Source organism: Niastella sp. sgz303648 (genome assembly GCF_059587045.1).
On the sequence record NZ_JCAPSW010000003.1, the window covers coordinates 692,988 to 706,297 of the forward strand.

Here is a 13,310-nt window from a genome sequence, read left to right on the forward strand (position 1 = left end):
CGTTTCGTGTATTTCATATGACTAATTTTATTCCGATATTCCCCCTGAGCATTGTAGTTTTTCCCGGTGAAAAAGTACACCTGCATATTTTTGAGCCCCGGTACAAGCAACTGGTTAATGAATGTTTCGAAAGTAAAAAATCGTTTGGCATACCCGCTGTTTTAAACAACCGGCTACAGGAAATGGGCACGTTGGTGCAGGTATCGGATATTGTGCAAACGTACGGGAACGGCGAAATGGATATTAAAACTGAGGGACTGCGTATTTTCAGGATCCTGGAAGTAATAAAGCAGGTACCTGAAAAATTATATAGTGGCGCTATTGTAAATTATCCCGAAAACGACGATGCCGGTAACCGCGAACTGATGCAAAAAGTGGTGCTGGGTGTAAAACAATTGCATCGACTGCTGAATATCAGTAAAGATTTTAAAAAACCCGAAGATAAGCTGCAGGCTTATGATGTGGCCCATCATGCCGGATTGTCGCTCGAGGAGGAGTATGAAGTGCTGGGGTTGTTGAAAGAATTACAACGTCAGGAATACATAAAACGCCATTTGCAGAAAGTATTACCCATGTTGCTCGAAATGGAGCAGCTTAAAGAAAAAGTGAAGCTGAACGGGCATTTCAGGAATTTATCGGCATTCGATTTTGACCTCGATTTATAACCACTTATGGTTTCCGCCTTCGGTGCAGCATCCGCACCGCAAATGTTTTTGGCCAATCAAAAAAAATCACATTTCTTCAACCGTTATTTCACAGGAACCGATTAAATAATTTTTCAATTTGGGTACAACAACGCTTTGCTTTGATTTTGGCAACACCCGCTTAAAATGTGCTGTTTTCGATAAAAGGGCATTACAGCAGGTACTGGTGCTTGAAAACGATAGCGATGAAACCATTCAGCATCTGATCAAAACCTATAAGCCGGCAAAATCAATTCTTTCGTCTGTTGTGAATCATAATCCTGCCATGGAGCAGTTGCTTGCTGAAGCAACCCGGTTTCATAAACTAAGTCACCTGTCGAAAATTCCCATCACCACACCGGTAGGTAAACCGCAGGATATAGGGGCCGACCGGCTTGCGCTGATGGTGGCCGCAGTTGATCTTTTTCCACAAAAAAATAATCTTGTAATTGGGTTGGGAAGCGCTATCACTTACAACTTCGTGAATAAATTCAACGAGTTTTTGGGAGGCGGTATTTCGCCCGGTATGGAAATGCGGTTTAAATCGCTGAATATGTTTACAGCCAAACTACCGCTGGTTGAAAAAGACTGGAACCTGCCGCTGATAGGCTACGATACACGCACCAATATACTAAGTGGTGTAATCCTTGGAATGGCCAAAGAGATCGACGGGATGATCGATGCGTACGACGAAAAATATGGGAACTTTAACGTAGTCTTAACCGGGGGGGATGCACCCTATTTTGTCTATCATTTGAAAAACAAGATATTTGCAGACCCTAATTTAATCTACAAAGGCCTATATGCTATTAGTGAGCACAACAATGTATAAGAGAATCAGGCTTTTAGCTCTTTTTGGTTCTTGCTTCACAGTTCATATTCAGGCTCAAAACCTGAACTCTGTTTATTCGCGATACGGACTTGGCGACATTGTTCCGAGCCAGAATATTTTAACCCGCGGCATGGGGGGCGTTGGGGCTGCTTACTATGATTATTCCACTGTAAATTTTTTAAATCCGGCTTCATATTCACACTTACAGGCAACCACGCTTGATATTGGCATAGAACTGGATACCCGTTCTATAAAATCAACCAATCCACCCAGAAAGTTTTCGGCGTACAGTCCCATGATCTCGTATGTGCAATTGGGTATACCCTTTAAAAAGAATGGCGGATGGGGCATGAATGTGGGGTTGCGTCCCATAACCCGAATCAATTATAAAATTGAAGAAAATGAAAGGGATGCTGATATCGACAGCATTCATACCCTTTACGAAGGCAGCGGAGGCGCTTATGAAGCTTATGTTGGAACCGGTTTTACGGTATTGAAAAATCTTTCTGTTGGGGTGAATTTTGGCTATCTGTTTGGTTCGAAAGATTATAGTTCACGCCGCAGTTTTGTAAATGATTCGGTATTTTATTACCCCTCGAATTATGAAACAAAAGCCAACTATGGCGGAGTGTTGCTGAATGCAGGTATTCAATATACGGCCAAATTGAGCAAAAGCACCTGGCTGCGGTTTGGCGCGTATGGCAATCTCAAAAGCAGTTTGCATGCAAGTCGCGACTACCTGAATGAAACTTTTACCACTAATTCAGCGGGAGGCACCAGCACAATCGACACCATTAAATATGTACAGGATGCTTCGGGTAAAGTAAAATATCCTGCATCGTGGGGCGCTGGTTTTATTTACGACAAACTGGGTAAATGGATGATAGGTGTGGATTATTCAACCCAAAAATGGTCGCAGTACCGGTTTTTTGATGAAACAGATGAAGTACGTGATAGCTGGACCTTACATGTGGGCAGTCAGTTGTTGCCAAAAGGAGGCAAAAATTACTGGAGCAATGTTGGTTTGCGTACAGGCGTTTCGTACGGTACAGATTATATTAGTGTAGATAAAGACCTGAAAAAATGGAGTGTTTCTGTAGGCGCCGGATTACCTATGCGTAAGCCTGCATATTCAAATCAGTTTTCGGTTATTAATACAACGTTCGAGTTCGGACAACGCGGTGATAAGAATAGTATCATTCGCGAAAGCTTTTTCCAGATCGCAATAGGATTGTCGTTAAGCGATATCTGGTTTGTGAAACGTAAGTATGATTAAAATATGCGTGCAATTAAATCATCATATTATTTTATTATGGCAGCTCTGATGATGGGCTGCTTTTTTGTTATCAGTTCCTGCGAAAATGACCCGGAAGTGGTAAACGATATGTTTAAAAAGAAGATAGCTATTGAAGAAGCCAAACAGGTTGAGAGCTATCTGAGCCAGAGCGGTAAAGTAAAAGCAAAGCTTACTTCGCCCTATATGTTGCGGTACCAGGCCGATTCGCCCTATATTGAGTTTCCGCGTACACTGCATGTTGATTTTTTCGACGACTCAACTAAAATAGAAAGTACCGTTGATGCCCGTTATGCCAAATTCGTTGAATTTGATCATAAGGTGTTGTTGCGCGACAGTGTGGTAGTGAAAAGTTTGAAAAACGGCGATACACTGCGTACGCAGGAGCTGTGGTGGGACCAGGACAAACAGGAATTTTATACCGCTAAACCGGCCGATATTTATCAGCGCGATAAAATTATAAATGCGAAAGACGGATTACGCGCTTCGCAGAATTTAACCTCGTATACCTTTTTTAAGGCCTCTGGTCCGGTGCTGGTGCCCAGTAACGGAATGCCGAAGTAGCCGGAAGTCGGAGGTCTGAATTTTGAAGTCAGAAGTCCGATGTCGGAAATCTGAGATATAAAGTAAGAGGTATGAAGTATGACCTGAAAGGCATATTGTAAAAGTAGGAGTAATGGATTCTAAAGCTCTTCTGACTTCAGACTTCGTTTACCCCCTGAAGCAAAAAGCTGGTATTTTGCACTAAATAAACATATAATAATACTATGGAATACAGAAGACTCGGACGGTCGGGCTTACAATTAAGCGTGCTGTCGTTCGGCAGCTGGGTAACGTTTCATAAACAGATCGATGACAGCATTGCCGACGAACTGATGGGGGTGGCCTACGACAGCGGCATTAACTTTTTTGATAATGCCGAAGTATATGCACTGGGCGAAAGCGAAAAAATGATGGGGCGAGTGTTAAAGAAAAAAAACTGGGACCGCACTTCGTACGTTATTTCATCGAAAGTATATTTTGGATGGCGTGGTAAAAATAACAAGCCTAATCAAAAAGGCTTAAGTCGTAAACATATAATAGAAGCCTGTCACGAAGCGCTGCAACGCCTGCAGCACGATTACCTTGACTTGTATTTCTGCCATCGGCCCGATACCACTGTGCCTATTGAAGAAGTTGTTTGGACGATGCATAATCTGATTCAGCAGGGCAAGATCTTATATTGGGGCACCAGCATGTGGAGCGGTGCTGAAATTATGGAAGCGCATCGCGTAGCGCAACAGTACTCACTGATTGGGCCCGCTATGGAGCAGCCCCAGTACAACATGTTCGAACGCTTTAAAATGGAAATGGATTATCTGCCCGTATTTCAAAACGTAGGTTTGGGCACTACTATCTGGAGCCCGCTGGCGGCTGGTTTTTTAACGGGTAAATACAATGAAGGAATACCCGAAGGATCGCGGTTGTCGATAACAGGTTTCGACTGGCTGAAAGAAAGATGGTTGCAGGATGAAAAACTAAAAAAAGTAAAACAACTGAGCGAGCTTGCTAAACAATTAGGTGTTTCTTTAGCAACTTTGGCCATTGCATGGACGATCAGCAACCCCAATGTAACGAGCACCATTTTGGGCGCTACCAAAAAAGAACAACTGCAGGAAAATCTGAAAGCTTTGGATACCCTGGCGGTATTGAAACCCGATGTGATTGAAAAGATTGAAGGCATTTTACAGAATAAGCCTGTGGTTGATTTGAATTAAGGTATAAGTTTAAGGTTTGAGGTTCGTAGTTTGCAATTTGGCGTTTGAGATTTGTGGTTTTGAAATTTGTGATTGAGTTTTGAGAGTTGAATTTATTCTTTTAATAGATGTCATTTGAACATTTTAAAAGCCCGCGCTGATTTCAGGCGGGCTTTTTTATTGGCTTTTGATGGAGGTTAATGGCAGAACGTTAATTGTTTTTGTTTACAATTTCCTATATGCATGCACATTGAAAATAATTGATATGAAAAACAGTAGCTGATGAATAATATTTTTATACTGAACGTTACTGATTGTAATAAATGAGTTTATAGATTTTGTTTGAGGTAGCGGTGTCAATTAACGGGATTAGATACCCGTCAATTAAAAACAATTTCACGTGTTTATACAAGCTGGTAAATTCATCAACTAACGGTGACATGTACGTATGGTAGCTCCTTAGTAATAATGCTATTGTATCTTATACTCCGGTTAGATATCTTTGGCATCAACAAGGAAGTAAAATAGCAACGCATCGCTTCCGGGGAAACAAATCGTTTACTATGAAATCTGAAACCAACCGGGCTTTTTATGTAATTCGATTTTGTAACCAGTGCATAGTTCCCGCCCTCAGTGTAAATGCCCCTGTTTTAGTTTTGGCCATGATATAAAAAATTCATTAATCAGGTATTCCTGTTTAGGTTAAAATATTTTTTTACAAATTTCTAATAGGGGTTAAATAGTGCATAGGGCAAAAAGGCCGCCTTTTTTCAAGGGCGGCAATTTTTTTATCAGTAATAACATAGCGGCGCTATTGCAGTTACTCAAAAAAAGCAAAAGGCTTGTACCAGGGTTTAAAAAACTGATACAAGCCTTATGTTTTATCCGGCAGGCAATGTTACAGGATAATTTATTATAATCAGATAAGGCGCTTCTGTTATAATGTGTGATAGCGTTATATCATTCATTTAATCTGCTGAAAAGTTGAATGAGCGTTATTAGTTTCTGTTTGTGAATTTGTGAGAGCGGTTGTGCTGTTATTTATATTTCAACCGCGAAAACAGAAAACCGGCTTAGAGAAGCCGGTTTATACCCTGATATTATGTAATGAAAACTAAGTGACGAAGTGTTTTAATAAATTTTTAATCTGCTGCAATACTCATTGTTTAAAAGCAGATTAAACTTTTATGGTTGCTCAAAGATACAGCTACGGGCAATAATTGCATATTTTTTTGATGGGGGTACCGGACTTTTTTGCAATTATGCACCCATGAAACGTGTTTTGTGAACATTTATTATGTTTTATGTGCCACAAAAAGTCGGTAAATAAAAAAATAACATAAAAATTTTCTGCCTCGGGGCATGGTCAGCAACCTGAACTGCTAAACTTTTTCAGCATTTTATAATTCCCTGTGGCAATAATTGGCTATCAATGCAATAGGCACTGGCCGGGTAAAAAATCCCTTGCACAATTTTTTCAGTTATACAATCCGGCCGAACCATTAATTGCGACGGCGTGGATATTTTTTCAGCCGAAAAGTTATTTAAACGTTTGTTTAATTTAAACGTTTGTTTAATTTTGGGGCTCCAAATGAGATTTTATGTCACTCACAGATAAAGTAGATAAACGGGCGCATATATTGGCTGTAGCAGAACAATTGTTTGCCGATAAAGGATTTGATGGTACTTCTGTGCGGGATATTGCACAACTCGCTAACGTTAATCTTGCCATGATCTCGTATTATTTCGGATCAAAGGAAAAATTACTCGAGGCATTGGTTGAAGAGCGGGCAGGATATACACTGGGCATTCTTGAAGAATTGAATAAAGATCAGGCACTGAACCCATGGGATAAAATTGAGCGGATGGCAGAGTATTATGTAGATAAGGTATTGAGTAACCATCGCTTTCACTGCATCATGACGCAGCAATATTATAATGCACGTTCTACAGAAATTAAAGAGCTGCTTACCAACATCAAGCTGCGCAACCTTGAACAGATTAAAAAGGTGATTGCCGACGGCCAACGGAAAAACCTGTTCAGGAAGGTAGATATTGAATTAACCATCGCAAGCATAATGGGAACAATTACCCATACAACCAACTCGCGTTCCTTTTATTGCCGGTTAATGAAAATAGATGAAACAGACGATGCTGCCTATAGGAAAAAGATGTCTCCCCGTTTGAAAACACATTTGAAACAATTGTTACGGGCGCATCTGGATATTAAAAATGAAGAATAACATTTAATTATTGAACGCATGAATTTGAAAAAGAAAATATTAGCAGGATTAACCTTATTACTAATCATCGCTTCTGCTAATGCGCAAACCAGAACAATAAGTCTTGATGAAGCTGTTCACCTTGGTGTTCAAAACAGCAAGCAACTGAAAGTATCGCAAAATAAAATTGACCAGGCTGTATCGCAATTGGAGCAGGCAAAAGATGAAAGCATGCCCACCGCTAAAGTAAGTGCCGGTTACAGCCATGCTTTAATGCTGTCGAGAAGTTTTGCGTTGCCTTCTTCCGGCGGATCGGATGCCAAGATGAAGTTTCCGTTCGACAACACTTTATACCAGGCAACCATCAGCGTTAACGAACCCATTTTTGCCGGACATAAATTTCGCTATGCCCGCGAATCGGCCAACCTGCTGATCCAAAGCAGCAAACTGGATGCTGAAAAAGACAAAGATGAAATAGTGTATAACATCATCAACGCCTACATCAACTTTTATAAAATTCAGCAGAACCAGAAAATAGTGGCACAAAACCTTGAAGACGTTGAGCAAAAATTAACAGAGATAAAGAAATTCGAAAGCCAGGGGCTGGCCACGCGCAACGATGTGCTGCGTTTTCAACTGCAAAAGTCGAATATACAGCTGCAACAGATTGAACTTGAAAATAACCGTAAAGTAGTAAACTATAACCTTGATATTCTGCTGGGCTTGCCGGAAAATACCAACTTACAGGCACAGGACGTAGTGTATAAACTGGATGTAGATAACAAACCGGATGTATACCTGAAGCAGGCCCTGCAGGATAGAAAGGAGTTTGGCTCGCTGAATTATCAGGATAAAATGGCCGATGTAAACATTAAAAAGATACGCGATGAAAAATTACCTACTGTAGGCATAGGCGGTAATTTATACTACATCAATCCTTCAAAGGCCCTCATCCCCAAAAGCGCTACCTATCTGGCTCCTTTTGTAGTGGGCATCAATGCAAGCTGGGACATTGCCGGTTTCTTTAAAAATAAAAACAAAGTAACCGAGGCCAATTTGCAAAAGCAGGAAGTAGAAGCTACCCGCAGCGTGCTTACCGACCAGGTGAAAATGGATGTAAACAAATCCTACACCCAATACGAACAGTCTTTGCAAAAGATAAAGGTGCTCGAAGATGCAGTAGTACAGGCAAACGAAAATGAAAGAATAACTGAATCGAAGTATAAGAACAACCTGGTTACAACCACCGAACGCATCGATGCGCAAACCCTGTTGTACGAATCGCGTTTGAATCTTGAGCTGGCCAAAGCAGATGCAACGGCCGCTTATTATACCCTGCTGAAAACGACCGGACACATTCAACCCTAAACTTTTTAAAAAAGAATTAAAGAGATATTGTATGAACGCATTACAAAAGAGCAGTAAAGGCAAAAAAATTATTTTCCCTATTATCCTGGGTCTTGTATTAGTAGGTGCACTGGCATTTACAGCAAAAGAATATTTCTATGGCAAAAGCCATGAAGAAACCGATAATGCCCAGATCGATGCAGATATCAGCCCCGTTGTAACAAGGGTAAGCGGGTACATAAAAGATATCCGCTTTAACGATAACCAGTTGGTAAAAGCCGGTGATACCCTCGTAATACTCGACGACAGGGATTATCAGATTAAGCTGCAACAGGCCGAAGCAGCCCTGGGAATTGCCAAACAATCGGTGAATGTATCGCAGTTTGCAGTAGCCGAAGCTAAAACCGGTATTGCCACTGCACAGGCAAATATCGAAACGGCCAAAGTACGTGTATGGAAAGCAACGGAAGATTTTAACCGTTACCAGAACCTGTACGAAGATCACGCCATTACGAAGGCGCAGTTCGATGATGCCAAAGCCGAAAAAGATGCTGCGGAAGCATCGTTGCACGCTGCTGAAACCCAGGTGCCGGTGGTGCAGGAAAAAGTAAGCACCAACCGCCAGCAGGTTTCGGCATCGGCTTCGAACATAGCATTACGCCAGGCTGATATTGATTATGCAAAACTGCAGATAACATATACCGTTATTACAGCGCCTGTTGATGGTGTTATTTCAAAGAAAACCATTCAACCCGGTCAGCTGGTGCAGGCAGGTCAGTCGTTATTTTCAATAGTGAACGACGCAGGCTTATACTTAACGGCCAACTTCAAGGAAACGCAAATGGAAAGTTTGAAAATTGGTCAACCTGTACATGTGATAGTAGATGCTTTTCCCGAACATGATCTGAAAGGAACGGTTGAGTCGTTTTCAGGAGCTACAGGCGCTAAATTTTCTCTGCTGCCTCCCGATAATGCCACCGGTAACTTTGTGAAAGTAGTTCAACGTGTACCTGTTCGTATAAAGCTCGATAAATCGGATACAGCATTTTTCAACCGCTTACGTCCTGGATTGAGCGCTAAAGTGGTGGTTGAAACCAAATAATTGTAAAGGTTAAGCATCCGATAGGTTTTTGGTTAAAAGTTGATGTTTAAATAAAAACACCCGTCCGAAAGCGTTCATTCGGGCGGGTATCGGATGCCTTGCTTAACGCATCTGATGGGTGTGTTGAGTAAGCGAACTTCCAAAGAAAACCCATCGGATGCATTGATATTTAAAATACTTAGCAATGGCAGAACATGGATTTAGAAAATGGATTATTACCATTACGGTAATCATGGCTTCGTTGCTGGAGCTGATAGATACAACGATCGTGAATGTGGCTCTGCCCGATATCATGGGTAACCTGGGCGCCACCCTTGAAGATGCAGGTTGGCTGGTAACCGGATATGCGGTGGCGAATGTAATTGTATTACCCATGTCGGGCTGGCTGGGCGATCGTTTCGGAAGAAAGAATTATTTCCTGGCCTCCATTCTTATATTCACCCTCGCTTCTTTTTTATGTGGTTATGCCAACAATCTTACTGAACTTATTTTATTCAGAATATTGCAGGGTTTGGCCGGTGGCGGTTTGTTATCTACCGCTCAGGCTATATTGATGGAAACCTGGCCGCGTGAAGAGATCGGCATGGCAACGGCCTTGTTTGGTTTAGGCGCCGTGGTGGGTCCTACAATTGGCCCTACTATCGGTGGTTATATCACTGATAATTCAAACTGGCGTTATATATTCTATGTAAACATTCCGGTAGGCGCCATCGCTGCGTTTTTGGTATCGATGTTCGTGCGGGAATCGCCACGGTTTTCAAAAGACAAACCGATCGACTGGTGGGGTATTCTGTTGCTGGCCGCAGGCGTAGGAAGTTTGCAGGTAGTGCTTGAAAAAGGGGAGTCGGAAGACTGGTTTGCTACACCATACATTGCGTTGCTTACAGTAACCACCATATTGTCGGTAATTGGTTTTATCTGGAGGGAGTTGAGTACCGATCACCCGGTGGTAGATTTTCGCATTCTTAAAAACCGAAGTTTTGCAATAGGGATCATTACTTCATTCAGCCTTGGCTTTGCTTTATACGGGTCGGTGTTTATATTCCCGGTATTTTGTCAGAACCTGCTGGGATTTACCGCTCTTCAAACCGGCCTCATTATGTTACCCAGCGGTGTTGCTACAATTGTCATGATGCCATTTGTAGGTATGTTGTTAAAGCGGGGCGTGCCGGCTCAGTTGATGGCTACCGGTGGATTTTTTCTATTCTTTGTTTTCTGCTGGCTGCTGTCGAACTCAACCCTTGAATCGGGAACCGGCGATTTCTTTTGGCCGTTGATCACCCGTGGTATTGGAATGGCTATTTTGTTTGTGCCGTTAACAACGCTGGCCGTGCAGGATCTGCAGGGAAAGCAAATTGGTCAGGGTGTGGGGTTGAACAATATGATGCGGCAGTTAGGCGGTTCATTTGGAGTAGCGATTCTTACTACGCTTATTCACTTAAAGTCGGGTGAAATACGTAACCTGCTGCTTGGAAATATTAATCAATATAACTCCGCGTATTTACAGCGCCTGGATGGCCTCATTCGAAGTTTTATGGCCAAAGGCTTTTCGCTGGAACAGGCGCGGCAAATGGCCCTCAAGGCCATCGAGGGAACGGTAGTGAGGCAAACCATGTTGGTTACTTATGATAGCATGTATATGTTGATCGGCGTATTTGTACTGGCATCAATACCGGTTATTTATTTGCAGCGGTTTAAGAAGAAGCCGGCAATTGCAGTAGATGCGCATTAGAAGTCCGAAAGTCGGAAAGACCGGAAGTCAGAAAAGATGGAAGTTAGAAGTTAGAAAGTCCGAAAGAAGTTTGCTAACCGGCAAGCGTCTTTCGGACTTTCCGTCTTCCGGACTTATATAAAAAGAAACAGTCCCGAATGAACTTCGGGACTGCAAAAAGTTTGTACGAAACCTTACCAAAAGGAACAGGGTCATCAGGAGGTACAAATTTTAATTCATTTTCAAAGGATGCCTGGATTAATACGGATTTTGGATTTTACTTTTTGTCGGATTGATTAATTCTGGTACACTTTGGTTCACAGGGAATATTGGTTTTTACGGATTCGGTTTTTCTTTGGATCTTGGATTCCGGTTTTGTTGACCGGTGGTTTTTCTGGATTTTGTTTTTTGGTTTTTCTTTGGATCGTTGGATTTGGTTTTTTTTGGATATTGGTGTCCGTGTGAATCAATCAATCTGACGAATACAAACATATTGTTAATATTTTGTAAATACAAGCGAACAAATGCTTGATTTATATCATTCAGAAATTACCCGTTAGTTCGTAAAAATACGAGTGCGCATAGCGACTAATACTTGACCATATATTTGAATTTGAAGAACAAAATTTTACAATCATTAATTTAAACTAATATGCTGTTTCAAGGTAAAAAAGTGCTTATAACCGGTGGCTCGCGGGGCATCGGAAAAGCGATTGCCATGCGTTTGGCGCGTGAAGGCGCTGATATTGCGATTGTTGGAAAAACATCGGAGCCGCATCCAAAGCTCGAAGGAACCATCTACAGCGCTGCAGAAGACATTTCAAAAGTGGGTTCGGGGAAAGTACTTCCTATACAGGGCGATATTCGCTTTGAAGACAGTATTGAGCATATTGCAAAAACCACCATAGATGAGTTGGGTGGCATTGATATACTGATCAATAATGCCAGCGCCATTACATTAACCCCTACCGAGCAAACAGAACCCAAGCGCTGGGACCTGATGCACGATATAAATGTGCGGGGTACATTTTTTATGAGCAAAGCCTGTTTACCTGCATTAAAAAAGGCCGCCAATCCGCATATTCTGAATTTGTCGCCGCCATTGACGTTAAATCCTGAATGGTTCGGGCGCTACCTGGCCTATACCATCAGTAAGTTTGGTATGAGCATGATTGTATTGGGCCTGGCAGAGGAAATGAAGGCACATCGCATTGGAGTGAATGCGCTATGGCCAAAAACTACTATCGCTACTGCTGCAATACAAAATGTAGTAGGCGGGGATATTTTAATGCAGCGAAGCCGCAAGCCCGAAATAGTAGCCGATGCTGCTTATTATATTTTGCAAAGACCTTCTAACGAGTGTACCGGCAATTTTTTTATTGATGAAGACATATTGATTCAACAGGGTGTTTGGGATTTTACCCATTATGCAATAAATCCTTCGCAAAAGCTAATGCCCGATCTTTTTTTATAAAATGTTATTCTGAAAGAAAACTTCGTGACCGACGGTTACGAGGTTTTTTTATGGCTATACTGTAGCGATCACCACTTTACAGCAATCATCAGTGCTGCAGCGGTGGTTAATGATTTGAAAAGCGGTAAATGCAGTTAGCTGAAATCGCATATTTTACAGATTAAATTACTTATCTGATGGAAAATAAAATCATTAAAGAAGTTCGGTTCCTCAAATGGTATGCGTTTACATTAACCACTGTTGTTGTACTGTTTATTATTTTATCGTTTACCGGGCATAATAAACCTCATTTTGAAGAAATAGATGTTGAACGCATCAACATAGTGGAAAAGAACGGACAATTAAAAATGGTGATCAGTAATAAAGTAAAGCAACACCCGGGAATGATCAATGGCAAATTGCTTCCAAAGCGTGATAGAGATGCCGGGATTATCTTTTTTAATTCGTCGGGTGATGAATGCGGTGGCCTGGTATACGATGGCAATGTGAAAGAGGCGGGCCTGGCTTTTTCGGTTGACCAGTTCAAAAACGACCAGATCATGCAGCTGAATTATAATGAAGAAAAACAAGGCGAAACAAAAAAGCGCTCGTATGGCTTACAATTATGGGATGAGCCGGATAGCTATCCGCTCGAACGGGTAATACATGAAACAGATTCTATACAACGGTTGTATGGCGATTCGGCCGTTGCAAAATATTATAGGGAAAGAAAGCAAAAGGGCGAGGCGGCCGCAAAACGTTTTTTTGCAGGGAAAAACAGCAATGGCGAAGTGGGGTTGTTTATTCTTGATACAAAGGGAAAACCACGTATCAAGCTATACGTTGATAACCAAAACAATCCCCGCTTTGAGTTTTTGGATGAAAACGGCGCATCGTTACCGGCAAAGTGATATGGAAATAAAAAAACTC

Annotated in this window: 11 protein-coding genes; all 11 read left to right on the top strand. The window is 41.7% G+C overall.

Annotated elements, in window-relative coordinates:
* The first annotated feature begins 17 nt into the window (after nucleotides 1–17).
* The 11 genes from AC59IL_RS11840 to AC59IL_RS11890 all read left to right on the top strand — a co-directional run bounded on the left by AC59IL_RS11840 (nucleotide 18) and on the right by AC59IL_RS11890 (nucleotide 13,291).
* Nucleotides 18–665, top strand: coding sequence for an LON peptidase substrate-binding domain-containing protein (locus tag AC59IL_RS11840; RefSeq protein ID WP_496552334.1), 648 nt, complete (start codon nucleotides 18–20; stop codon nucleotides 663–665).
* Nucleotides 666–783: 118 nt separating this feature from the next.
* A complete protein-coding gene (locus AC59IL_RS11845; protein ID WP_496552335.1) occupies nucleotides 784–1,515 on the top strand; it encodes a type III pantothenate kinase in 732 nt (243 codons plus the stop codon).
* Nucleotides 1,508–2,791, top strand: a complete 1,284-nt coding sequence (bamG, locus tag AC59IL_RS11850; RefSeq protein WP_496552336.1) for a BamG family beta-barrel-assembly machinery protein — start codon at nucleotides 1,508–1,510, stop codon at nucleotides 2,789–2,791. Before AC59IL_RS11845 ends, bamG begins: the two co-directional genes overlap by 8 nt.
* Nucleotides 2,792–2,794: 3 nt before the next feature.
* On the top strand, nucleotides 2,795–3,373 hold the full coding sequence (gene lptC / locus AC59IL_RS11855; protein ID WP_496552337.1) for an LPS export ABC transporter periplasmic protein LptC: 579 nt from the start codon (nucleotides 2,795–2,797) through the stop codon (nucleotides 3,371–3,373).
* Between the two features lie 203 nt (nucleotides 3,374–3,576).
* Nucleotides 3,577–4,566, top strand: a complete 990-nt coding sequence (locus tag AC59IL_RS11860; RefSeq protein ID WP_496552338.1) for a potassium channel beta subunit family protein — start codon at nucleotides 3,577–3,579, stop codon at nucleotides 4,564–4,566.
* 1,580 nt (nucleotides 4,567–6,146) lie between these two features.
* A complete protein-coding gene (locus AC59IL_RS11865) occupies nucleotides 6,147–6,788 on the top strand; it encodes a TetR/AcrR family transcriptional regulator (RefSeq protein WP_496552339.1) in 642 nt (213 codons plus the stop codon).
* Nucleotides 6,789–6,806: 18 nt separating this feature from the next.
* Nucleotides 6,807–8,135 (top strand): TolC family protein, encoded by a 1,329-nt coding sequence (locus tag AC59IL_RS11870; protein ID WP_496552340.1) that lies wholly within the window; start codon nucleotides 6,807–6,809, stop codon nucleotides 8,133–8,135.
* Nucleotides 8,136–8,166: 31 nt separating this feature from the next.
* Complete coding sequence (locus AC59IL_RS11875) at nucleotides 8,167–9,216, top strand: HlyD family secretion protein (protein WP_496552341.1); 1,050 nt, start codon at nucleotides 8,167–8,169, stop codon at nucleotides 9,214–9,216.
* A gap of 184 nt (nucleotides 9,217–9,400) precedes the next feature.
* The gene (locus AC59IL_RS11880) at nucleotides 9,401–10,948 is read left to right on the top strand and encodes a DHA2 family efflux MFS transporter permease subunit (protein WP_496552342.1); all 1,548 of its coding nucleotides are present in this window, start codon (nucleotides 9,401–9,403) and stop codon (nucleotides 10,946–10,948) included.
* A 631-nt stretch (nucleotides 10,949–11,579) separates the two neighbouring features.
* Nucleotides 11,580–12,401 (top strand): SDR family oxidoreductase, encoded by an 822-nt coding sequence (locus AC59IL_RS11885; protein ID WP_496552343.1) that lies wholly within the window; start codon nucleotides 11,580–11,582, stop codon nucleotides 12,399–12,401.
* Between the two features lie 176 nt (nucleotides 12,402–12,577).
* Nucleotides 12,578–13,291 carry a hypothetical protein gene (locus tag AC59IL_RS11890; RefSeq protein ID WP_496552344.1) on the top strand — a complete coding sequence of 238 codons (714 nt, stop codon included), beginning with the start codon at nucleotides 12,578–12,580 and terminating at the stop codon, nucleotides 13,289–13,291.
* The last annotated feature ends 19 nt before the right edge of the window (nucleotides 13,292–13,310 follow it).

Excerpts from the sequence above, each read along its gene's own strand:
- AC59IL_RS11870 (WP_496552340.1), top strand. The coding sequence starts at position 6,807 with ATGAATTTGAAAAAGAAAATATTAGCAGGATTAACCTTATTACTAATC.
- AC59IL_RS11885 (WP_496552343.1), top strand. The coding sequence starts at position 11,580 with ATGCTGTTTCAAGGTAAAAAAGTGCTTATAACCGGTGGCTCGCGGGGC.
- bamG (WP_496552336.1), top strand. The coding sequence starts at position 1,508 with ATGTATAAGAGAATCAGGCTTTTAGCTCTTTTTGGTTCTTGCTTCACA.
- AC59IL_RS11865 (WP_496552339.1), top strand. The coding sequence starts at position 6,147 with ATGTCACTCACAGATAAAGTAGATAAACGGGCGCATATATTGGCTGTA.
- AC59IL_RS11875 (WP_496552341.1), top strand. The coding sequence starts at position 8,167 with ATGAACGCATTACAAAAGAGCAGTAAAGGCAAAAAAATTATTTTCCCT.
- AC59IL_RS11860 (WP_496552338.1), top strand. The coding sequence starts at position 3,577 with ATGGAATACAGAAGACTCGGACGGTCGGGCTTACAATTAAGCGTGCTG.
- AC59IL_RS11890 (WP_496552344.1), top strand. The coding sequence starts at position 12,578 with ATGGAAAATAAAATCATTAAAGAAGTTCGGTTCCTCAAATGGTATGCG.
- AC59IL_RS11880 (WP_496552342.1), top strand. The coding sequence starts at position 9,401 with ATGGCAGAACATGGATTTAGAAAATGGATTATTACCATTACGGTAATC.
- lptC (WP_496552337.1), top strand. The coding sequence starts at position 2,795 with ATGCGTGCAATTAAATCATCATATTATTTTATTATGGCAGCTCTGATG.
- AC59IL_RS11840 (WP_496552334.1), top strand. The coding sequence starts at position 18 with ATGACTAATTTTATTCCGATATTCCCCCTGAGCATTGTAGTTTTTCCC.